Genomic DNA, 22,037 nt, shown 5'->3' on the forward strand with positions numbered 1-22,037 from the left:
CTCCCCACGAAATGAAGGAAGAGACTTTAGTGCAGCAATGAAGATCTCCTGCGTCACATCTTCCACGTCACTTTCCGGTACCACATACCTTACCCTTTTATATACACTGGGCAGGTGGCGAAAGTACAAAGCATCAAATGCCTCTTTGACTCCATCACTAAACTTCTGGATGAGGACTTCATCGCTGGCATCTTGCAGGGCTGTGGAGGTGTTTTGCATATAATTTGTCGTCATGAGAGGCAAAAAGGGGTTGGACTACTTCCGTTTTTTAGAAAGTCACTATATCATAATTAGGACGGGAAAAGGAGGGATTTTATTTTCAATCCAGTTAGGCTATAATTACCGCTGTGAAATCTTAAGATTTGGCAAGACTATCATAGAATCGGAGAAAGTGCATGTCCAAAATCATTTCAGTTCATTCTTTCCGCGGTGGGACGGGTAAATCGAACACAACAGCCAATATTGCAGCGCTGCTTGCCATGGATGGTGCACGCGTGGGTGTGGTGGATACGGATATCGCCTCCCCTGGAATTCATGTTCTTTTCAATCTTGACGAAGCAGATATGGAACACTCGCTCAACGACTATCTTTGGGGCAAGTGCACCATTGAACAAGCCGCCCAGGATGTAACCGGGCATATCGGTGCCGAAGTTAAAGGACAGATCTTCTTAATCCCCTCCAGCATCAAAGCCGGTGAGATCGCCCGCATTCTACGCGAAGGCTACGATGTCGGTCTGTTGAATGACGGCTTCCGCGATGTGATCGAAAGACTAAAGCTGGACTATCTCCTAATCGACACTCACCCAGGTCTGAATGAAGAGACCTTGCTCTCCATAGCGATCTCCAATGCACTGGTCATTATTATGCGCCCCGACCAGCAGGATTATCAAGGAACCGCCGTAACCGTGGATGTTGCCAAGAAATTGGATGTGCCGAAGCTTTTCATCCTCGTCAACAAAGCCCCCAGCAACCTGGACTTTGAAGAAGTGCGCGCCCGCGTAGAGCAAACCTACGAAGCCAAAGTTGGCGCGATCCTGCCGCACTCTGATGAAATGATGATGCTCGCGAGCTCCGGTCTTTTCACCATTCATTACCCCGATAATGTGGTTACCAAAGGGTTGCGCAATTTAGTAGATCTGCTCAAGTCCTAGGTTTCACCCGGACTGAAAGGAAAAGGGAAGTCGCTCATGAGCAATCCGCTCTACGAAACTGCGATAAAGGAATTGGAGGAACGGCAGGAAGACTTGCGTCCTTCTGATGTGGTGCTCTTCTCCGAGCCTTTACGCTCTGCAGTGAATTTTGTCATTCGGCTTGGGCGATTCAGCCTGACCGAATTTGCGGAAAAACTCCCCGACTTCAGCAGAGAGGAAGTAAAGCGCATCGCAGACTTGCTGCTCAAGCGCCGCCTCTTCGACCTCTCGCGTTTTGCCACCGAAGCCGAACCCTACTACGAAGCCCGCCTTTCTGCCATGACGCGCCCGCTCTCGCGCCCGCCATCAGACATCTGGAAAAAAATAGATTAAAACCCCCACACCGCCTGTGAACACAGGCGGTGTTTCATTATATAATTTGTAAATGGCAGAAAAACTTCTCTCCCGTTACGAAGAACTCAAAGCGCAGATCAACTTCCATAATTATCGGTATCACGTGTTGGATGCGCCTATTATCAGCGACCTCGAATACGACCGCCTGTTAAATGAACTGAAGAAGATCGAGGCGGATCATGCTGACTGGATCACCCCAGACTCCCCTACACAACGCGCCGGAGCAAAAGTCTCAGAAAAATTCGAGAAGGTACGCCACCCGGCGCCGATCCTTTCGCTTGCCAACGCGTTCGGCGGTGACGATGCCCGCGCCTGGCTTGAACGCATCAAGAAATTAGATGACCGCGTTGAGAAGGCGAAGTTCGTGGTCGAGCCCAAGATCGACGGCTTGTCGGTCGTGCTGCATTATCGCAATGGTCAGTTCGTACAAGGCGCCACCCGCGGTGACGGTGAAGTGGGCGAAGATATCACATCCAATTTGAGAACGATCAGAGCTATTCCTTTGAGAATCCCCGTAGACTCGAAAGGACCGAAGCCGCCTAGTTACCTTGTCGTTCGCGGCGAGGCGTTTATCCCCATTCAGGATTTTGAAAAATTAAATAAACGTCTGGAAGAAGCGGGCGAGAAGACCTATCTCAATCCGCGTAACACGGCGGCGGGTTCGCTGCGCCAGCTTGACCCGGTGTTGACTGCTTCGCGCCCGATCACTTTGCTGGTCTATCAGATCGTTCATTCCGAAGGCGGCAAAGTCCCAACCTCGCAATGGGAGATTCTGGAATATCTCAAGTCACTGGGTTTCCCTGTGACGGATATTTCGAAACGCTTCAACGATCTAGAACCGGCAATTGCCTACACCGAGACCTTTGACAAGGGACGCGACACGCTTCCTTACGAAGCCGACGGCATGGTCATCAAGATCGACGACTTGACCCTCGCCGCAGATTTGGGCTTCGTGGGCAAAGACCCACGCGGAGCCATTGCCTTTAAGTTCCCGGCACGCGAAGTGACCACCACCCTGCTAGGCATTGACGCGGAAGTTGGTCGCACGGGTGTGTTGACTCCGCGGGCTTCGCTCGAAGCCGTGGAAATTGGCGGGGTTGTAGTTCGCAATGCGACATTGCATAACTTCGATTACATCGCAGAGAAAGACATCCGCATCGGGGATCGAGTGCTGATCAAACGCGCAGGCGAAGTTATTCCCTACGTCATCGGTCCCGTAGTGGATGCACGCTCTGGCAAAGAGAAAAAATACAAGCCACCCACAAAATGCCCGGCATGCGGACAAGACGTGGAGCACATCGAAGGTGAAGTGGCATGGTACTGCGTCAACGCCGCCTGCCCGGCACAGCTCGTCCGCAACGTGGAGCATTTCGTCTCACGCGGTGCAATGGATATCGTCGGGCTGGGTATTAAGATAGTAGAGCAATTGATCGAAGCAGAACTGGTCAAAGACGTTGCGGATCTGTTCACGCTGAAAAAGAGTCAACTGCTTGGGTTGGAAGGTTTTGCCGAGAAAAAGGCGGAGAATCTGCTTGGGTCGATTGAGCAGGCAAAAGGTCAGAGTTTGAACCGTCTCATTGTCGCGCTGGGAATCCACGGGGTGGGTGAAGTCATGGCAGGCGATCTGGCACGGACGTATGGCAATCTATCCGCTTTATCGAAGACCACTACCGATGAATTGCGGCAGATTGAAGGAGTTGGTCCCAATATCGCTGAATCAATTGTGGATTGGTTTGCCCGCCCGGCGAATCAAAAACTATTGAAGAAGTTAAAGTCTGCCGGTTTAGATCCGCAAATGAAGGCAGACGAAAAGAAAAAAGAAGGCGCATTCACTGGTATGACCTTTGTTGTGACAGGCACGCTGCCGAATTTCTCTCGTGATGATGCCAAGGAATTCATCGAAAGCAACGGCGGCAAAGTAACAGACAGCGTCAGCAAGAAGACCAGTTATTTGGTGCTCGGCGAAAACCCCGGCTCGAAGTTTGAGAAAGCGAAATCGCTTGGGGTAAAGATCATCGACGAAGCCGAGTTGAAGAGATTGACTGGGTAGGCTATGACACCCCTTCGGGGTTCATTCTGTCTCAACCTCAATACTATAATCATTTCATCCCTTCGGGATTACTTATCTATCAAACAAAGTTTTCCATAATAGACACGATAAAACCCCGAAGGGGTGGCAGGATTATAGAAACCGAACGATCCATGAAATAAATCCCGAAGGGATGACATAGCTGATTCAGGAGGCGAGCATGGCTGGGACATTTTCACAGATCTATATTCAAGTGGTATTCGCCGTGCAAGGCAGGCAAAACCTTCTGCAAAGGGAATGGCGGCAGGAGGTTTTCAAATATATGGCAGGGATTATCAAGAACAAAGGGCAGAAGCCGATCATCATCAACGGCGTGGAAGATCACGTTCATGTTTTCCTGGGGCTCAAACCCGCAATGGCATTATCTGACCTTGTGAGGGACATCAAAAACAATTCGTCCAATTTCATCAACGAACAAAACTGGATCACTGGCAAATTCAACTGGCAGGAAGGCTACGGAGCCTTTTCCTACAGCCATTCCCAAATCGAAGCCGTGTATACCTACATTCAAAATCAGGAACAGCATCATAAACAACAGACCTTCAAAGAGGAATACCTCGACTTCCTCAAAAAATTTGAAATCGAACACGATGCAAAATATCTGTTCGAATGGCTGGAATAAGCCTTTTCCCTTTAAGTATTCCTCACTAGACAATCCCCCCTCCCTCGACTAAACTTGCGCCATTCCCTTTCGGAGGAACTCAATGGATTTTCACAGCGTAGACAACAACAGCACCCGGCGCATCGCCGCGCTTAAACAGCGCGTGGATGAGATCAAAAAACACGATTTTTATTTCTATAACCAGGCAGTCGAAGAAATGCTGCCTGACTCAAAAGTGCGCGTCAATGGACGCGTCATGGGCATGTACGCCTCTTATTCGTATCTTGGATTGGTCGGTCACCCCAGAATTAATGAAGCCGCCAAACGCGCCGTGGACAAATTCGGCACCGGCACGAACGGCGTCCGCACCCTGGCTGGCACCCTCACCATCCACAACGAACTCGAAGAAACCATCTCCAATTTCAAGCACACAGAATCAGCCATCACCTACACGTCCGGGTACGTAACCAACCTGACCACCATCTCATCCTTGATGGGACGCGGTGATTATGTCTTCTCGGATAAGATCAACCACGCCTCCATCGTGGACGGCTGTTTGATGTCTGGCGCAGAGTTCCGCCGCTTCCGCCATAACGACATGGAGCATCTCGAAGGCTTACTAAAAAACGCGCCTGCCGAAGTCTCCAAACTCGTCATTGCGGACTCGGTCTTCAGCATGGACGGTGACATCATCGACCTGCCCAAGATCGTGGAACTTAGCAAGAAATACAACGCCTGGCTGATGATCGACGAAGCTCACTCCGTCGGCGTGCTCGGCAAGACCGGCACCGGCATCGAAGAACACTTCGGCATGGGCGATGTGATCGACATCAAGATGGGCACGCTCAGCAAGACCATCCCCTCGGTGGGCGGATACGTGGCAGGCAAAAAAGAACTGATCGACTTCCTGCGCCACGGCAGCCGCGCCTACATCTTCTCTGCGGCTCTGCCCCCCGCTCAAGCTGCCGCCGCCAACGAAGCCTTCAAGGTCATCCTTGACGAGCCCGAACGCTTGGACAGATTGAACGCCAACACCCAGCAATTCATCGGCGGACTCAAGAGCATGGGCTTCGACACCTTACTCACCGAAACCGCCATCGTGCCCGTCTTGTGCGGCACTGACGAAAAAGCCTTCGAGCTGACCAAACGCTGCCAGGAGCAGGATGTCTTCGTGCTGCCGGTCGTCTCCCCCGCTGTGCAAGAAGGTCTATCCCGCTTGCGTGCCACCGTCACCGCGGCGCACAACCCTGCGGATATTGAACACGCCATGGATGTCATCTATCAGGCTGGTAAAGCCATGGGAATGGTGAAGTAAAAAAGCAGTAAATAGTTAATAGTGAATGGGAAATCGCTCATCAAAGATGATGGGCGATTTTTTTATCGGCGTTGGCTTAGCTTTGAGGGGCAGAGCAAGCCAGAGCGGGGTTTGAGGCGCTCGCCCTGAGTTTATCGAAGGGCATCCTGATAGTTCTTGAGAGAATATTTATAACATTTTTCTAATAAATTCCCTGTACAATGCCGTTCATACAAGGAGTATTGAACTATGAAATGGCAATGGAAATTTGGAACATTTGCAGGAATTGATGTCTACATCCATGCCACCTTTTTACTTTTGATCGGGTGGGTTGGGTTTAGTCATTGGTTGGAAAATAATAGCTGGCTCGAAGTGTTGAGCGGCATTGGGTTTATCCTCGTCCTCTTTTTGTGCGTGCTCTTGCATGAATATGGGCATGCACTCACCGCCCGCAAATATGGAATCAAAACACGCGACATCACGCTCTACCCAATTGGCGGCGTGGCACGTTTGGAACGTATGCCGGAGAAACCGATCGAGGAGTTGTGGGTCGCGTTGATGGGACCTGCTGTGAATGTGGTCATTGCGGCGATTTTATTCGCGGCTCTTTTCCTGACCGGGAACCTGGTGCCGCTGACCGAGCTTGGGGTGGCATCTGGAAGTTTTCTTGAGCGCGTGATGGTCGTCAACGTCTCGTTGGTGTTGTTCAACCTCATCCCCGCCTTCCCCATGGACGGTGGACGTGTGCTGCGGGCTTTGCTCGCCATGCGCATCGACTATGTGCGTGCCACACAGATCGCGGCGAGTATTGGTCAGGGGTTGGCGTTGGTATTTGGGTTAGTGGGATTGTTTGGGAATGCAAGTTTGTTATTCATCGCTTTCTTTATTTGGATCGGTGCCTCACAAGAAGCCAGCGCCGTGCAGATGAAGAACGTCATCAGCGGCATCCCGGTAGGACGCGCTATGCTAACTGATTACAAAAGCCTCTCTCCGCGTGACCCGCTCTCGCGCATGTCGCAGTTGATCCTGGCGGGTTCTCAGCATGATTTCCCAGTAATCGACGATAACGGTCGCATTGCAGGCGTGGTCACCCGCGACGATTTCCTCTCCGCCCTCACCCAGCACGGACAGAACATCGCCGTCTCAGCCGTGATGCGCGGGTCGCCACCCGAAGTGGATTCTTACGAAATGGTCGAGAGTGCTTTGATGCGCATTCAGGAATCCGGCTTCCCGACCCTGCCCGTCACCCACAGCGGACAATTGGTGGGCATCATCACCGCCGAGAATATCACCGAGTATTTGATGATCCGTACCGCATTGCGCACATCGCAAGCAGTGATGCTCTCGTGAGCGTGCCTGCAAGCCAAAATTAGAGGTTTCTTAACCACAGAAATCGATTCACCCATATACTAGAGACTAACTCCGATGGGGAGTAGCCGCCCAAACGCTGGGTAGCACAGTCGTCAATACGGAAATTTTTCCCGGCTGTTCTGAAAAGGCAAGACCATCGTCCATTTTATTGGCGATGGTCTTTTTATTTACAAAAAGTCCCGCCAGGTTAACTTATGAGGTATGAATGTTCGAGCAAATTGAAACAACGATCCTTTCTGCATTACAAAATATTTTCGACCAATTTGGTTGGGTGGGCGTTTTCGGATTAATGATCTTTGAGAACGCCACCGGTATTACCCCAGCGAGATCATCCTCGCTTTTGCAGGCTGGATGCTGATCGAACGTCACGGCATATCCCCTGCCTTCATTCCACTGGGCGGGCTATACGCCGGGCTTGGCAGTGCCATTGGCGCATCCATCACCTATTGGGTGGCACGCCTGGGTGGTCGTCCCGTGGTGGATCGCTTTGCAAGAATCTTCCGCATCGAACCTGCTTTGATCGCAAAAGCCGAAGACCAGATGCACCGCTGGGGTTCGGGTCTGGTTCTGATCGGCCGTATCATTCCGGGCATCCGCACCTGATTAGCATTCCTGCCGGGTTGGCGAAAATCCCATTTCTGAGGTTTTTCATCGCAACATTCATCGGTGCCTACGTTTGGTGTACACTTCTGATCGGCGCCGGTTATGTCCTTGGTCACGAATGGATGCTGATCAGCAGTTATATCAAGACCCATCTGCCGCTGGTCTTTTCACTCGGGCTGGTCGCATCCCTTGGCTATCTGGGGTATCATTTCCGTGAGCCGTTGAAAACCATGATCGAGCTAAAACTATCCAAGAGAACGGAAACAAATCAATGAACTGGCATACCATCGAAACCAATTCCGCCTTGAGCGAACTCGCCTCATCTTCTGAGACGGGTCTCACTGCCGCTCAGGTGGATGAACATAAAGCCAAATTTGGTGTAAATGAACTCATAGAGCGCGGCGGGCGCACTCCCTTGCAGATCCTTTGGGAGCAACTCACCGCCACAATGGTGCTCATCCTCATTGCAGCGGCTGTCGTTGCTGGTCTGCTTGGCGATACCAAGAACACCATTGCCATTCTCTCCATCGTGGCGTTGTATGCACTACTCGGCTTTGTACAGGAATATCGTGCCGAGCAAGCCATTGCCGCGCTCAAGAAGATGTCTGTGCCGAACGTGCGTGTCCTGCGCGACGGCAAATTAAAAGAAACCTCGGCGCGCGAACTCGTGCCCGGTGACATCCTTCAACTGGAAACAGGCAACGTCATCCCCGCTGACTTGCGCCTGTTGGAAGCTGTCAATTTAAGAATTCAAGAAGCCGCGCTCACTGGCGAATCTGAAGCCATCGAAAAACATACTGCCGCACTCACCACCGAAGACCTTCCGCTGGGCGACCGCCGCAATATGGCATACATGGGCACCATCATCACTCAGGGGCGCGGACTTGCACTGGTGATCGCCACCGGCATGAACACTGAACTTGGCAAGATTGCCGACATGATCCAAGCTGTGAAGCAGGAGCAAACACCCCTGCAGCGCCGCCTCGATAAACTTGGTAAAAATCTTGCCGTGATCGGGGTTGGCATTGCGGCACTCGTTTTTGTAATGGGCATTCTGCGCGGCGACGAACTTCGCCACATGCTGCTTACCGCAGTCAGCGTGGCGGTTGCCATCGTACCTGAAGGTTTGCCCGCAGTGGTTACCATTACGCTCGCTCTTGGGGCACAACGCATGCTCGGCCGCCAGGCACTCATCCGCAAGCTCCCGGCGGTGGAAACGCTCGGCTCGGTCACGGTCATCTGTTCAGACAAGACCGGCACACTCACTGAAAACCGCATGACTGTTGTCGTGCTGGATGTGGGCGAACACGCCATCGATCTGACAGGCGATGTGGCTCGCGACGGTTCGCTGCATGCCACCCGTGGATTGGGTTCCCCCGTCCAATCCTCGCTCTCGCTGACGATGATCGGCGGCGCGCTCTGCAACGATGCCAAATTGGTGGATGAAGGTGATGACCGCTTCCATACCATGGGTGACCCAACTGAAGGCGCGCTCGTTGTTGCTGCCGCCAAGGTGGGCTACTGGAAATCTGCCCTCGATTCATCTTTCCCGCGCACAGCAGAGCTGCCCTTCGACTCGGAACGCAAACGCATGACCACCGTCCATCATTTGGCGAAGTATGATCCCACCGTACTTTCAGGTTTGGAGATCGGCGACACCCGTTACATTGCCTTCACCAAAGGCAGCGTGGACGGACTGCTCGACATCACGAGCCATGTCTGGGCGGAGGGAAGATCCATTCCGCTGGATGCAGAGTGGAGGTCCAGAATTGAGGCGGCGAATGAACGTCTAGCCCGAAAAGGTATGCGCGTCCTCGGCGTTGGCTTCCGCTTGATGAATTCCATCCCAGAGGTCATCCAGACCGACCTTGAACAGAACATTACCCTGTTGGGCTTATTCGGCATGATCGATCCACCGCGCTCCGAGGTGCAGGAGGCGGTTGCCATTGCCAAGGCAGCGGGCATCCGCCCGATCATGATCACCGGCGACCATCCATTGACTGCGATCGAAATTGCCCGTCAGTTGGGCATCACTGAGAACGGACGCGCATTGGCTGGCGTGGAGATCGAGAACCTTACCCCTGAAGAATTGAAGAACGTTGTGGATGAGGTCAGTGTCTTTGCCCGTGTTGCGCCGGAACACAAACTTCGTATCGTACAGGCATTGCAGGAAAAGGGTCATATTGTCTCGATGACCGGCGACGGGGTGAATGATGCCCCTGCCCTGCGCAAAGCCGATATCGGTGTGGCAATGGGCATCACCGGCACGGACGTTTCCAAAGAAGCTTCAGACCTTGTGCTTCTCGACGATAATTTCACGACCATTGTCGCCGCTGTGCAAGAAGGACGCACGATCTACGACAACATCCGTAAGTTCGTGCGCTTTAGTGTGGCAGGCAACATCGGCAAAGTGCTCGTAATGTTGATCGCTCCGTTCCTCGGCAAGCCGCTGCCCCTGCTGCCTTTGCAATTGCTGTGGCTCAATCTCCTCACCGACGGTTTACTAGGGCTTGGCATGGGCGTGGAAAACCCTGAGCCAGACACAATGAAGCGCAAGCCTTATGCACCCACTGAAGGCGTCTTCTCACGCGGCGCAGGTACGCAGACTATTTGGGTTGGGGTGCTGATCGGCGCGATCGCGCTGGGTCTTGGTTCGTGGTATTACTTTAGCGGGCAGCCCGAATGGCAGACCATGATCTTCACTTCGCTGGCATTCATGCAAGTGATGCAGGCGCTGGCGGCGCGCTCTGACAAAGAGTCACTTTTCAAGATCGGACTCATGAGCAATCCCGTCTTGATGGGTATGGCATTGTTGGTGTTCGTTCTGCAAATGCTTGTACTTTATATACCTGTATTGGCAAATTTCTTCGAAGTCGTTCCTCTGCACATCTCGGATCTATCCATTGCGGCGGCATCGGGCTTGGTCGTATTTGTAGTGATGGAAGTGAGTAAGAAGTTTAGTAAGTAATGAGTGAATAGTGAATAGAAAAGAACCCGCCTCGCATGAGACGGGTTCTTTTGTTAGATCAGGATGGGGCTGTTGCCGCGCAAACGACTTGGTCTTGTAAGCAGCCACAAGACCCACTCAGCGACATCATCGGTGGTCAAGTTGGGTTTGCCTTCTGCATCGAATGGTGTAGATAATGCCAACCCCGGCGAAAGAATGTGAGTGCGGATTCCAAACTCTGCATTCTCCGCGCGAATCAACTCCATCAATGTGGTTAGCCCATGCATGGCAACGGCATACGCACCATCTTGTTGATAAATGCCCATCGCCGAGTCCGAGCCGATCGCCATGATCTCGCCGTGTTTTTGTTCACGCAGAATCGGCAAAGTCGCCCGCGCCATCAGGAATGGTTCACGAAGATTTGCGTCCATCACCAAATCCCAGGTTTTGACATTGTGACTGTGGATCATCCCGCCGCTCCAGAACGGAGAGATAAGGGTCAGGATATCCAAGCCGCCATAGGTGGATAGCGTTTGATTCACAACCGCTTGCACCTCTTCTAATGACCCGAGGCTGGATTCTACAAAGAAAGCTTTTCCACCCGTTTGCTTGATCCGCTCTACCGAGATATCCAATAGGTCTGCCTGCCTGCCACAAAGACAGACATTCACACCGGCTTGTGCCAATGCCAAAGCAACGGTGCCTGCAAGTTCGGTCGAGCCACCGGTGATAATGGCTGTTTTACAGAAAGTTGCAGACGAACTCGTCGGGATTATTTTTTATCTTGCGGCAGCATAATATTCGTCCCGGCGACGGCATCACTAACGGCATCACCGATCAGATTGATGGACAAGACCGCGAGGAAAATTCCAAAGCCGGGGAAGAAGGTCAACCACCACGCCTGGCGGACGTATTTCATACCTGCGTTCAACATCGCACCCCATTCGGCAGTCGGTGGTTCTGCACCAAGACCCAGAAAATTCAACGCCGCGCCCGCAAGGATGGATGAGCCGATTCCCAGTGTGATGAGCACAAGCAAAGTACGGATCGAATTCGGCAAAATATGTTTGATCAAAATCCGCGTATCAGAGCTACCCAGTGCTTTGGCAGCTTCCACATAGGTCATCTCGCGCAGTGAAAGGACACTGCTGCGCGTCAGCCGCATGAAGGATGGTACGAAGGCAATGCCGATGGCAAGCATGGCGTTGCGAATGCCGGGTCCGAGAATGGCGATGATGGCGAGCGCCAAAAGAATATCGGGGAATGCCATCAGGACGTCTGTGAACCAGGAGATGAAAGCGTCGAACCAGCCGCCAAAATAGCCAGAGACCAGACCCAGCGTAATGCCGATTAATGCACCAATGGTGATTCCCACCAAACCCACTCGCAGAGATAACTGTCCACCATATAGAAAGCGGGTGAAGGTATCACGCCCGACATGATCCGTACCCATGAAATGCTCAACACTGGGCGCTTGCAATGCCTGAGAAGGTGCGTTCTTATTCGGTTCGTAATTTGTGAAAAGCGGCGCGGCATAAGACATGAAAATTAATGCCAACAATAAAATGCCGCCAAATTGTGCGCTGCGATTGCGCAATATCTGTCGGAGTATACGCAAGCCTGGAGAATGGGAAGGGCTGATGGATGGAGTCAGGTTCGAGGTCATTATTTGAGGCGGATCTTCGGGTTGAGAAAGCCGTAGGTGATGTCGGTCAGGGTATTGATCAAAACATAAATGGCAGCAGTGACGAGGACAACGCCCTGCACCATGGGATAGTCGCGATTAAAAATGGATTGCACTGCCAGCCGCCCAATGCCCTGACGTGCAAACATGGTCTCAACGATGGTTGCACCGCCGAGCAGATATGCCATTTGCAAACCGAGGAAGGTAACCACAGGGATCAGCGCATTGCGCACAGCATGTTTAAGAATCACCCAGCGTTCGGGCAAGCCTTTTGCGCGAGCAGTGGTGATGTATTCTTTATTGAGCACGTCGAGCATGCTGGCGCGCACCATGCGGGCGACGACTGCAGCTTCGGGGAGTCCCAAGGTTAGGGCGGGGAGAAAGAGGTCGGCGAAGGAAGAGCCGTTGGAAATGCTTGGGAAGAGTTTCAATCTCACAGAGAAGAAAAGGATGAGGAGCAGACCCATCCAAAAGGTTGGTATTGAAAGACCACTAACCGATAAGCCCATTACGAGCGTATCGACCCACGAGCCGTGACGTAATGCCGCCAACAACCCAAGGACCGCGCCGATACTAAGCGCAACAATCAACGCAGACATTGCGAGCATGACCGTGCTGGGTAATTGCTCGGCAATGGCTTCGGAGACGGATTGATTGGTGCGGATGGATGTCCCCAGATCACCGCGCAGGGCGTTGGAGAGATAGCGCCCATATTGCACATACAGCGGGTCGTTCAAGCCAAGTTGTTCACGCAATGCAGCGACTTTTTCTTCGGTAACTTTTTGGCGACCTAGGATCGCCATGGTCACATCCCCCGGCACAAGGTGAATAACAGAAAAGACCAGCACAGATACACCGAACAGTACCAGAATGGAAGTTAAGATTCGTCGAAGCAGGTAATTGAACATGCAAGTCTATTATAAATGCTTGCGCCGCACTTACCCGAAAGCAAGTGCGGCGCAAATTGTCGTTGGGTTATTCTGAGATGGAAATATCGTACAGGTAGGGATAGCCTTCAAGATCGAAGGAGAAACCCTGAACAGCAGGAGCTGTGATGTACGAGGTGTTCACAGTGAACATCGGCAGAACGAGTGCATTTTCCATGATGATGTTCTGAGCCACGGCATAATCTTGCGCGCGGGCGGCTTCGTCTGTATTGGTGTCGGCATCGGCAAGCGCGTTGTCGAGGTCTTCATTGACGAAGTTCGTCCAGGCACCGCCGCCATTGGCATTTTCAGAATGGAACAAATAGCGCAATGGAGAAGGATCGGGGCGGGTCCAGTACATGTAGACGAGGGTGTAATTGCCAGCCAGCAATTCTTCGTAGGCGGCACCATCATCCATGGAGCGATACTGAACATCGAAGCCTGCTTCAGAGAGATAGCCGATCAAGAGTTCATTGAAGGCTTCAGACCAGGCTGGGTTATCGGGCCAGTCGATGGTGAGTGTCTCGCCATCTTTTTCGCGAACACCATCTCCATCAGCATCGACCCAACCGGCTTCGTCGAGCAGGCGCGCGGCTTCTTCAGGGTTATAGCTGTAGAGGCTGGCAGCACCTTCATCATACGCCCAGGTGGTGGGAGAGATGACGCTGGTGGCGGGCAAACCAAGTTCCTGGAAAGCCGTCTGCGCGAGTTCTTCTTGATTAACCGCAAGGATCATCGCCTTGCGGACGTTGACGTTATCGGTCGGCGCTTTGGTGGCATTGATCATCAAGATGGCAGGCACACCCGGTTGAGCAAAGGTCTGGATGGCAGCGGCTCCAGAATCAGCCAAAGCGATGGCATCCAACGCAGGCGGTTCACTGGCGATGAGCACTTCACCGGTTTCAAAAGCAGTCAGACGGGTGGCAGCTTCGGGCAAAATGCGGAAGACCACTTGTTCAAGGTTAGCCGGTCCTTGATGGGCAGCGAACTCAGGTCCCCAGTTGTAATCGGGGTTGCGTTCGAGCACGATCTGAGATTGGGCATCCCACTGCACGAACTTGAACGGACCGGTTCCCACCGGGTTGCGTCCATAGTCTGCGCCGGAAGCTTCTAAAGCGACAGGAGATGAAATGCTCAACCATTGGCGGGAAGCATCACGCAAAAAGAGCGGATACGAAGCGCCGAACTTGACGGTCACGGTGTAATCATCCACTACGACAGTTTCCACGTAGGAATGATCCTGAAGCAAGGACTTGCCGCCCGACTCAAGCACCGCATCGCTGTTGATGTGGTCGAAAGAAGCCTTGACCGCTTCAGCCGTGAAAGGAGTGCCGTCGTGGAAGGTCACATCCTGGCGCAGAGTGAAGGTGAATTCGGAATAATCCGCATTCGGTTCCCAGGCAGTCGCGAGACCGGGGTGCAGTTCTCCATCCGGCGAAATGGATAACAACGAATCGAACAGGTTCATAAGAATGAACTGTTCCTGAACATAAACGGCATCACCGGGGTCGAGTGTTTCCGGCTCCACCGGCAAACCAATGGTAAGCGTGCCGCCTGAAGCTTCTTCAGCGGGAGCTTCTGTAGCTTCAGCTGACGCTTCGGTGGCATCCGCAGCGGGTGCCTCTGTCTCAGCAGGCGCCCCACCGCATGCAGCTAATAAAAGTCCGATCAACATAAGAACGGACAACCCCTTAAATAAGGTGTTTTTCATCTTTTCTCCTTGCATAGATTGGGTAGTTATCGAACACTTATACAGGTCGGGATCTGATTATGCTTAATCAGATGCCCAACCAAGATTCTATCACTCTCATTTATTTTGTGACAGAAAGCTCTTGACCTAGAAGAGACCAAAACCACAAAATTTACCCCAAGGTTGCAGCTTGTTCACAAAGCCTTTTCCAAAATCTCCTGCAATACACTTGCCTTCAACGAAATCGGATTCCCCTTATAACTACTGGCATTCAACGTCTTCTGCACCGCTTCAGGGATATGTGCCTGGGTCATGCCATGCGCTGAAAGTGTTGGAATTTTTAACTCTCGCACAATATCACTTACCCATGCCAAGCCATTATTCACAGAAGCCGAAGGATTTCCAGTAAGAATGCGTGCTACTTCTTCATAACGCGCAAGCCCGACATGCTTCTCTGCCTGCATCGCTTCGATATTCGCTTCCATCACCAAAGGCAATAACTTCGCGCAGATCGCTCCATGCGGTGCGTGCAACATCCCACCCAGCGGACCGGCAAATCCATGCACAGCTCCGAGTGCGGCATTCGCCAACGCCAAGCCGCCAAAGAGACTCGCCAACGCCATGCCTTCACGAGCTTCTTTATCCGCGCCATTGAGATATGCACGACGCAAAGATTTCGCGGCGTGTGGCATGCCTTCGCGGCAAATCGCATCCGTCAGCGGATTCGCCTTCACTGAAACAAAAGGCTCGATCAACTGCGTCAAGGCATCCAAACCAGATGCGGCTGTCATTTCTTGCGGCAAGTGATACGTCAACTCAGGGTCAACAATAGCAAGGCTCGGCAACATCATCGGGCTGCGCAAACTGACCTTCACACCATGCTCTGGTACATCCAGCACCGCATTGCGCGTCACTTCCGTCCCCGTCCCCGCCGTAGTCGGAATCGCAATATAGGTCAACGGCTTCTCTGTCAGCGGCTGTCCCCTACCCACTACTTCCAAATAATCAAAGACATCCCCGTGGTTCGTCGCCAACGCTGCAATTGCCTTACCCGCATCCATCACACTGCCGCCGCCCAAACCGATCACCGCATCGCAGCCCTCAGCAAACTTAACACCTTCGCGAACCACATCCACCGTCGGTTCGCCGTGAACTTCAAATTCGTTGAATTGGATTCCCTGTGCAGACAGAATCTCCCTCACGCGCGGAATCGCGTCTGATGACCTGCCCCTCACCAACAGCAGACGCTTCACACTCCCTATGAGTTGTTCCCCCAACCCAGAGAGTTTTCCCGCGCCGAAGATGATTCGATTTGCTGTTGCGAATTCAAATGGCATGTTTACCAACCGCCGTCATCTGGAAAGATATTGCTATATTTAATTCCCTGTCGCGGTTCCGCCATCATCTCTGCGACGGTATCACGCCAAGTCAAATAATGAGCCGTCTCTTTGTGAGCAGATTGAGCATCCGTTGTCTTATATACTTCCACGAGCACAAAGCGAGTCGGATCATCCGCTTGTTGAACGACATCAAAACGTGCAACACCTTCTTCCTTGACACTATTCGATGCATTCTCAAGACTCGCCTGTTTGAAAGCTTCCACAAATTCCGGTTTGACATGCACATGCACGAAAACGATGTTCATTTGAATCTCCTATTTGGATATCAACGCATTTCCAATGATCTTCGCAGAAGCACGTACTGAAACAGTGAACCCGAAGAACGGACCAAAATCCTGCCCGGCAGGCATACTGGTGAAATACAATCCCTGGACGGTGGTCTGAAAATGCGGGTCAAGTACCGGGAATCCGTTCTTCACTTCAATCTTATCGAAAAGATTGCCACTCTTCAAAAAGGGTAAGCGTTCCAACTCCACCTTGTAACCCGTGGCGAGGATGACATCATCCACTACAAAGGCATCGCCATTATCCAGTTTGACATCCATTGCACCGTCAGGGCGCGCAGTACAAGATACAAGCCCGGCTTTTGGGTGGATACTCGTATTCGATTTCATCACGCGCTTTTCCAGCCATGGTTCCACCTTCAAGCGTCCTTCTCCCCACATTCGTTTAACGATGGCATCTTTCTCCTCCTGTGGCAGCCCGCGGAACCAGGCAGGGTTTGTCACCATACCATCCACCAGAGGCGGCACCCAACTCCAATCTGCTTCGGCAAATTTCGGCGACTCGTGCCGATGCGCTACATGCACTTCTGCCGCGCCGCCATCGTTTAGCAACGCCGCCCACTCGAATGCGCTTTGCCTGCCGCCAAGGATGAGAACCCGCCTGCCATTGTATTGTGAGAGTTCCACGGCATCACAGGTATGTTCGTATCTACCGGCAGGTAATATGTCGGTCAACGCGGCTGGTTGATTTTTGAAATAACCCATACCGATCGCAACAACGACATTCCTGGCTTCAAGAACATCACCAGACTCAAATTCGACACGAAATCCACCAGCCATCTGATCCAACTTCACAACGTAATGAGGGATCGTTTGGATCTGTGAGCCTTCTTGAAACCATTGGGCATATTGCAAATAGAACTCAAGCGAAAGCGGCTCAACATCCTTCGGCGTCTTGCCGAGAAATTCCAGATATTTCATGATGGAAAATCGTTCGGTTGGGTCCAACGACCAGTCCGACGCGGAGCGTAGGAACATATCCGCAGGCATGTTCTTCTTCCAAAATTCCATCGGTTTGCCCGCCACAAGAAAATCCATGCCCAACGCTCTGGCGTACGCCGCCAGTGACAACCCAAAAGGTCCCGCGCCGATAATGAGCAGATCTGTTTTATTTTGCATTTTGCTTCTCCTTAATTAAAGTCCGATAATTCCTCGTGCAAGTTGGTAAAGCCCAAATCCGAATAAAAAGATGCTTGAAATTCCAAGCAAAGCCCGGTTAAGTTTTGGTCCCAGGCGCGACGCCGCACCAAAGATAACGATCATCAAGATAAGGCAGGAAATAAATGCCGAGTAGAAGCCCAGCAGCAACCCAAGCCCATTGACCGGAGTTTCGCGCCAGCCTTGCACCAGAATGGGACCCGTCACGAACATCCAAAAAAGATATGCGCCCGGGCTGAGGGCATTGGTCATCGCCGCTTTGAAGATAGTCTGTTGCCCTGAAAGTTCAGGGTGTACAGCCGTCTCATCAAAACTTCGCCAGGACTTGAACGCCCCAATAGCGAGGTATAGAACGAATACCCCGCCAAGAACATACATGCCACGCTGCGCCCAGCCGGGCAATTGACTGAGCACCAGCACACTCAGCAAAATGATGGGACCATCGCTGATAAATGGCGCGAATGCGCCGGGCAAGGCACGCTTCCAGCCGCGGGTTAAAGCTTGAGAGATCAAGAAGGTTTGAAACGGTCCGATTTGGGAAGCGGCGGCGAAACCGAATCCAAGACCTTGAAGAAGATAGATCCACATGGCTAATCAAAAATAAACTTGGTCGGGTTCTCGAAAAATATCGTCCAGGCGAGGCACTGGCGTGGAGTGAAAACGTACAAGCCGCCTTCATCCCATTGAGTGGCTTCGGGGGTATAGCCGTCTTCGGCATATTTTCGGAAAGCCGCCACCAAACGCTGTGCAAATTCAGGCGTCGGCTTGGGGGCAGGTATGGATATCCCTTCGAGAATGATCGCCTTCTGCCCATCTTCAAGATTCACCGTTGTATTGGGGTTCTCAAGGATATTACGCGCGTGACGTGTTTCCGGGCTGCCATCATAATAGAGTTTGCCATCGAGATATACTGCCCAGCGCGGCACAACATGCGGGCGTCCATTCGGGCGGACGGAGCACATCCAATAATGTTTTGAGGTGGTCAGTCTTTCTTCCACGTATTCCCACGGTACTTCAGAGATGGGAGCATCCACATATCCTTTGGGAAGTTGCGGGCGGCTAACTTTGGGCATATTATTCCCCTAACAAGTACTGGTCAAAGAATGCAGAAACGCGGGCCTCATATTCTTCAGCACGCTTCTTATCAAACTCTACATGACCCAATTCGGGGTCGAACCAAAGTTCTTTCGGCTCCTTTGCAGCATCATACAGGATCTGACCACTCTCTGGCGAGATGACGGTATCCACGCCGCCTTGCATGAGAAAGACCGGGCGCGGACTGATAAGGGGAATCCACTTGGTGGCATCGATCTCTTCCATCTTCACACCGTTGTCTGTTTCCGCCCAAAAGACGATCAGTGGCACGAATGGAAATTCCGGCAGACCGGTGAAGTGCGTAACGCTGGTCGAAACCGTGTCTGGCATGGAAGAAAAAGCGCAATTGGCAACCACAGCCTTGATCTTCTCATTCATGGAAGCATATTGAATGGAAAGCATGCCGCCATACGAGTTTCCGATGATACCGATCTTTTCGGGGTCGATATCATCGCGTGAGAGCAGATATTGATACCAGGCTTCCATGTCATCCACTTCATAGACGCCAAGGGTAATGAGTTCCCCCTCGCTGTAATCATGCGCCCGAATGGATGTGACCAGCACGCCATAGCCATGGCGGTGCATCATCTCAGCTTCGTTGAGCAATTCCTTGCGCGTGGATTTATAGCCATGCTGCATGATGATGACCGCACCATTCTGCGAGGGGATAAACCACCCCGCCAGTTTCATGCCATCTGGGTTGGTGACAGTCACATCTTCGAATTCAAGGTTGTAATCGGCAGGGGTTTCACTTGGGAGAGTGCGGGTTTCCATGGGCGCATGCAGTAGTTTATAAGCCTCCTGACGCGTCTTCCATAACAAGCCCCCGGTAACAAGAACGAGAATTCCAACAAACACCCCTATTGCAATCTTTACGCTGCGCTTCATGTATTCATCCTTTGGCGGTGGAGATACGTTCAATCTGCCAATTTTGCCACAAAGTCACAAAGGCGCAGGGAGGAATTTCCCTGCGCCTTCAAGATCAGTTCTCAATAAATATTTTTTAGCCGGTCCTATTTTTTCAATGCCTGCTTCACCGCTTCGTATACATCCACCACACCGAAACCATAGGCATTGCTGGGACGGTCGCCGCTAAAACAACCAAAAGCGGTTCCGGTATAAGGTTGAGCGGTTGTGATGATCAATTGCTCAGTCGCATCAATATCGCCGATCAACTCGGGCTGGGCAGACCAGATCAACGCCACCACCCCCACAATATGCGGACCTGCCATCGACGTGCCGCTATTCGTGCCATAGGTGCCATCAGGCAGCGAAGAGAAAACGTCCACACCTGGAGCAACAATATCTGGTTTTACACGTCCAGAACCGTCCACAGTTACGGGTCCACGGCTGCTGAAATCGGCGATATTGCCGAATTGGTCTACGGCACCGACCGAAAAGACCGAGTCATAAAGAGCCAAAGGCGAAGCAACCGTTTCACACTCGGGTCCGTCATTACCAGCGGAGACCACAACGAAAATACCGGCATGGCGCAAATTATCCGCAGCCACTACCAAGGCATTCGGGTCACAGCCTTCGAGGGCGGGGCAACCCCATGAGTTATTCATCACATGCGCCGCCTGGGTTGGGTCGCCATCTTTAAATGGGTCACCACCGATCGGAAATGGCGCAAGCATGAACTGCATGCAATCCAGATATAACGCCGGGTTGGCAAGGTTACGGTCGAGATTCACACAACCGATCCATTGCGCTTTGGGTGCCACACCAATACCGCCGCTACCAAGGATCGATCCCATGGTATGCGTACCATGCCCGCCTTCATCGTTCGGCGAGTCGGTTCCATCCCATGGGTCAAACCAGTTGTAATCGTTACTGCCGCTATAACCGCGATATTGTTCCGCAATGGCAGGATGATTTTTATCCACCCCCGAATCGGATTGTCCGACCACAATACCCTCGCCGCGCACACCAAACTCTTCCCACACTCTATCTGCGCCAATCAATTGGATGTTCCAACCGACATAACCGGCAGAGGGTGCAGACTCAAACCCCGGCGAAGCAGAATCTCTGGGTGCAGCACGCAGGCGCGGGCTGGGAATGACGCGGTCCACTTCGGGGCGCGTCATTAAGAAAAGGCGCACAAGCGTCCCGCCCTGTACTTCCATCGCATTCTGTAAATAATATGGCGTATATCCCACTCCAAATGTATCAAGCGTTTGACGCAGATCTGCCTGTGTGCGGTTGGCATGATCAGTAAGACGCGTATAGGCTTCGGTTAAACGCTCATCACGATCCTGAATATTTTCCAAGTCTGAAATATCCGCCTGGTCTTTCATGATGACGAACAGACGGTCACCATAATTTCCTGGATTGCCGATCAGAAAGAAGACGGCAACGACGGCACTCCACGCGAAAGCCGTACCAACCCATCCGAGTCCACGCTTCACTCCCTGACCTGAGCCTGCCCCGGCAATCTGACGAATGATCAGCGCGACAAGGCTTGTGCCCCAGCCAATACACAATGCAATGCCCATAGCTTTCGAGGCAAGCCCACCAATATCTCCCAGCACAATGGTCAATTCGGTAGGGTCAAAGAATGCCAATCCTGCAAATGCAAGCAGACCCACAGTCACCCCAACTGCCGCGCGTGATGACAAGAGTGCAGACACTGCGAATGCAAACGCGGGCACCAGCACGACCAGGATCAACTGCCCGCCATCATAACCAAAAGCAGAAGCAAGCAGTGCCAACACTGCGCCAGCCCCAATGCCATTCAGCCAGATGTTTTCCGCGTCAGACATCCAAACTGCGGCAAGTAGACCCAATGCCAGCCCCGCAAACAAATTAAGCATGGCATCCCCCACCGAACCGAGCGAGCCATACATTGCCAGCGGAAGAATGCCCAACGCCGCAACCATCAACCCGAACGGAAGTGAGGCAGTATCCCATGTCAACCGGTCTTTGCGCAACCAGATAACGATGCCTGCAGCAGTCAATGCCAAAATGATCTGTAAAATCGAACCAAGTTGGTCATTGTTAGCTCCAAGCACGCGCAACAATAAAGCCGGGAAACCAAATAGCGCCGCGCCGAACAGCCCCACATACCAGCCTTTGAAGCGTTCATCGGTCGTGAAATACCATAGCAAGCCAAAGAGTGTGCTCATCACGAACGCCTGCAGCGCCAGCCCAATCGAACCTGCCCAAGCAAGCTTTGCCAAACTTAATGAAGCAATGGCGCTCTGCTCTGTAAACCAAAGGATCAAGTGATAGATAAATAAACAGAACGGCATTGGCAGTACCATTAGCACAAACAACGCCAACGCGCCCGTACTGTGATTTTTTGATTCTGCTGTAACAGGTGTATTTTCAAGAGACTCGTTCATAAATTTA

22 protein-coding genes (1 of these 22 only partly in view) are annotated in these 22,037 nt (G+C 52.2%); 10 read left to right on the top strand and 12 right to left on the bottom strand.

From position 1 onward, the window contains the following. Nucleotides 1-219 carry the 5' end (the start) of a sigma-70 family RNA polymerase sigma factor gene (locus IPG80_RS03025; protein ID WP_345102554.1) on the bottom strand. Its footprint begins 333 nt before the window's first position, so only the first 219 of its 552 coding nucleotides appear in the window; the start codon lies at nt 217-219; its stop codon lies off the left edge, out of view. Between the two features lie 176 nt (nt 220-395). Here IPG80_RS03025 and IPG80_RS03030 point away from each other — a divergent pair, with 176 nt between their 5' ends. From IPG80_RS03030 to IPG80_RS03075, 10 genes are all read left to right on the top strand, one after another. Further along, on the top strand, nt 396-1,151 hold the full coding sequence (locus tag IPG80_RS03030; RefSeq protein ID WP_345102557.1) for a MinD/ParA family protein: 756 nt from the start codon (nt 396-398) through the stop codon (nt 1,149-1,151). A gap of 36 nt (nt 1,152-1,187) precedes the next feature. Next, nucleotides 1,188-1,523, top strand: a complete 336-nt coding sequence (locus tag IPG80_RS03035; protein WP_345102560.1) for a hypothetical protein — start codon at nt 1,188-1,190, stop codon at nt 1,521-1,523. A gap of 52 nt (nt 1,524-1,575) precedes the next feature. Continuing rightward, nucleotides 1,576-3,594: an NAD-dependent DNA ligase LigA gene (ligA, locus tag IPG80_RS03040; RefSeq protein ID WP_345102563.1), complete on the top strand. Its 2,019-nt coding sequence runs from the start codon at nt 1,576-1,578 to the stop codon at nt 3,592-3,594. A gap of 199 nt (nt 3,595-3,793) precedes the next feature. Beyond that, a complete protein-coding gene (gene tnpA / locus IPG80_RS03045) occupies nt 3,794-4,255 on the top strand; it encodes an IS200/IS605 family transposase (protein ID WP_345102566.1) in 462 nt (153 codons plus the stop codon). An 82-nt stretch (nt 4,256-4,337) separates the two neighbouring features. Continuing rightward, entirely contained in the window at nt 4,338-5,549 is a 1,212-nt protein-coding gene (locus IPG80_RS03050; protein ID WP_345102569.1) for an aminotransferase class I/II-fold pyridoxal phosphate-dependent enzyme, read from the top strand. A 228-nt stretch (nt 5,550-5,777) separates the two neighbouring features. Further along, nucleotides 5,778-6,878 carry a site-2 protease family protein gene (locus IPG80_RS03055; protein WP_345102572.1) on the top strand — a complete coding sequence of 367 codons (1,101 nt, stop codon included), beginning with the start codon at nt 5,778-5,780 and terminating at the stop codon, nt 6,876-6,878. Between the two features lie 226 nt (nt 6,879-7,104). Beyond that, nucleotides 7,105-7,257, top strand: a complete 153-nt coding sequence (locus IPG80_RS03060) for a hypothetical protein (protein ID WP_345102575.1) — start codon at nt 7,105-7,107, stop codon at nt 7,255-7,257. After that, nucleotides 7,251-7,502: a VTT domain-containing protein gene (locus IPG80_RS03065; RefSeq protein WP_345102578.1), complete on the top strand. Its 252-nt coding sequence runs from the start codon at nt 7,251-7,253 to the stop codon at nt 7,500-7,502. The genes IPG80_RS03060 and IPG80_RS03065 overlap by 7 nt, the downstream gene beginning before the upstream one ends. A gap of 17 nt (nt 7,503-7,519) precedes the next feature. After that, on the top strand, nt 7,520-7,777 hold the full coding sequence (locus IPG80_RS03070) for a hypothetical protein (protein ID WP_345102581.1): 258 nt from the start codon (nt 7,520-7,522) through the stop codon (nt 7,775-7,777). Beyond that, on the top strand, nt 7,774-10,470 hold the full coding sequence (locus IPG80_RS03075; RefSeq protein WP_345102584.1) for a cation-translocating P-type ATPase: 2,697 nt from the start codon (nt 7,774-7,776) through the stop codon (nt 10,468-10,470). The genes IPG80_RS03070 and IPG80_RS03075 overlap by 4 nt, the downstream gene beginning before the upstream one ends. A 53-nt stretch (nt 10,471-10,523) precedes the next feature. Here the strand turns inward: IPG80_RS03075 and IPG80_RS03080 are convergent, their stop codons facing one another. From IPG80_RS03080 to IPG80_RS03130, 11 genes are all read right to left on the bottom strand, one after another. Next, nucleotides 10,524-11,225 (bottom strand): SDR family oxidoreductase, encoded by a 702-nt coding sequence (locus IPG80_RS03080; RefSeq protein ID WP_345102725.1) that lies wholly within the window; start codon nt 11,223-11,225, stop codon nt 10,524-10,526. Then, on the bottom strand, nt 11,222-12,067 hold the full coding sequence (locus IPG80_RS03085) for an ABC transporter permease (RefSeq protein ID WP_345102587.1): 846 nt from the start codon (nt 12,065-12,067) through the stop codon (nt 11,222-11,224). The genes IPG80_RS03080 and IPG80_RS03085 overlap by 4 nt, the downstream gene beginning before the upstream one ends. Before the next feature lie 47 nt (nt 12,068-12,114). Then, nucleotides 12,115-13,041, bottom strand: coding sequence for a nickel ABC transporter permease (nikB, locus tag IPG80_RS03090; RefSeq protein ID WP_345102590.1), 927 nt, complete (start codon nt 13,039-13,041; stop codon nt 12,115-12,117). Nucleotides 13,042-13,108: 67 nt separating this feature from the next. After that, entirely contained in the window at nt 13,109-14,770 is a 1,662-nt protein-coding gene (locus IPG80_RS03095) for an ABC transporter substrate-binding protein (RefSeq protein WP_345102593.1), read from the bottom strand. Nucleotides 14,771-14,943: 173 nt separating this feature from the next. Next, a complete protein-coding gene (locus tag IPG80_RS03100) occupies nt 14,944-16,086 on the bottom strand; it encodes an iron-containing alcohol dehydrogenase (RefSeq protein ID WP_345102596.1) in 1,143 nt (380 codons plus the stop codon). Nucleotides 16,087-16,088: 2 nt separating this feature from the next. Then, on the bottom strand, nt 16,089-16,394 hold the full coding sequence (locus IPG80_RS03105) for an antibiotic biosynthesis monooxygenase (protein WP_345102599.1): 306 nt from the start codon (nt 16,392-16,394) through the stop codon (nt 16,089-16,091). 9 nt (nt 16,395-16,403) lie between these two features. Continuing rightward, entirely contained in the window at nt 16,404-17,552 is a 1,149-nt protein-coding gene (locus IPG80_RS03110) for an NAD(P)-binding domain-containing protein (protein WP_345102601.1), read from the bottom strand. 15 nt (nt 17,553-17,567) lie between these two features. Further along, nucleotides 17,568-18,179: a LysE family transporter gene (locus IPG80_RS03115; RefSeq protein ID WP_345102604.1), complete on the bottom strand. Its 612-nt coding sequence runs from the start codon at nt 18,177-18,179 to the stop codon at nt 17,568-17,570. Nucleotides 18,180-18,181: 2 nt separating this feature from the next. Next, on the bottom strand, nt 18,182-18,664 hold the full coding sequence (locus IPG80_RS03120; protein ID WP_345102607.1) for a pyridoxamine 5'-phosphate oxidase family protein: 483 nt from the start codon (nt 18,662-18,664) through the stop codon (nt 18,182-18,184). Nucleotide 18,665: 1 nt separating this feature from the next. Continuing rightward, entirely contained in the window at nt 18,666-19,607 is a 942-nt protein-coding gene (locus IPG80_RS03125) for an alpha/beta hydrolase (protein WP_345102610.1), read from the bottom strand. A gap of 92 nt (nt 19,608-19,699) precedes the next feature. Next, nucleotides 19,700-22,030 (bottom strand): S8 family serine peptidase, encoded by a 2,331-nt coding sequence (locus tag IPG80_RS03130; protein WP_345102613.1) that lies wholly within the window; start codon nt 22,028-22,030, stop codon nt 19,700-19,702. Nucleotides 22,031-22,037 lie beyond the last annotated feature (7 nt).

The organism is Candidatus Villigracilis vicinus (assembly GCF_016702885.1).
GTDB lineage: Bacteria > Chloroflexota > Anaerolineae > Anaerolineales > Villigracilaceae > Villigracilis > Villigracilis vicinus.

Coding starts and splice junctions, on each gene's coding strand:
- IPG80_RS03030 (WP_345102557.1), top strand. CDS start 396: ATGTCCAAAATCATTTCAGTTCATTCTTTCCGCGGTGGGACGGGTAAA.
- IPG80_RS03035 (WP_345102560.1), top strand. CDS start 1,188: ATGAGCAATCCGCTCTACGAAACTGCGATAAAGGAATTGGAGGAACGG.
- ligA (WP_345102563.1), top strand. CDS start 1,576: ATGGCAGAAAAACTTCTCTCCCGTTACGAAGAACTCAAAGCGCAGATC.
- tnpA (WP_345102566.1), top strand. CDS start 3,794: ATGGCTGGGACATTTTCACAGATCTATATTCAAGTGGTATTCGCCGTG.
- IPG80_RS03050 (WP_345102569.1), top strand. CDS start 4,338: ATGGATTTTCACAGCGTAGACAACAACAGCACCCGGCGCATCGCCGCG.
- IPG80_RS03055 (WP_345102572.1), top strand. CDS start 5,778: ATGAAATGGCAATGGAAATTTGGAACATTTGCAGGAATTGATGTCTAC.
- IPG80_RS03060 (WP_345102575.1), top strand. CDS start 7,105: ATGTTCGAGCAAATTGAAACAACGATCCTTTCTGCATTACAAAATATT.
- IPG80_RS03065 (WP_345102578.1), top strand. CDS start 7,251: ATGCTGATCGAACGTCACGGCATATCCCCTGCCTTCATTCCACTGGGC.
- IPG80_RS03075 (WP_345102584.1), top strand. CDS start 7,774: ATGAACTGGCATACCATCGAAACCAATTCCGCCTTGAGCGAACTCGCC.
- nikB (WP_345102590.1), bottom strand. CDS start 13,041: ATGTTCAATTACCTGCTTCGACGAATCTTAACTTCCATTCTGGTACTG.
- IPG80_RS03095 (WP_345102593.1), bottom strand. CDS start 14,770: ATGAAAAACACCTTATTTAAGGGGTTGTCCGTTCTTATGTTGATCGGA.
- IPG80_RS03100 (WP_345102596.1), bottom strand. CDS start 16,086: ATGCCATTTGAATTCGCAACAGCAAATCGAATCATCTTCGGCGCGGGA.
- IPG80_RS03105 (WP_345102599.1), bottom strand. CDS start 16,394: ATGAACATCGTTTTCGTGCATGTGCATGTCAAACCGGAATTTGTGGAA.
- IPG80_RS03110 (WP_345102601.1), bottom strand. CDS start 17,552: ATGCAAAATAAAACAGATCTGCTCATTATCGGCGCGGGACCTTTTGGG.
- IPG80_RS03115 (WP_345102604.1), bottom strand. CDS start 18,179: ATGTGGATCTATCTTCTTCAAGGTCTTGGATTCGGTTTCGCCGCCGCT.
- IPG80_RS03120 (WP_345102607.1), bottom strand. CDS start 18,664: ATGCCCAAAGTTAGCCGCCCGCAACTTCCCAAAGGATATGTGGATGCT.
- IPG80_RS03130 (WP_345102613.1), bottom strand. CDS start 22,030: ATGAACGAGTCTCTTGAAAATACACCTGTTACAGCAGAATCAAAAAAT.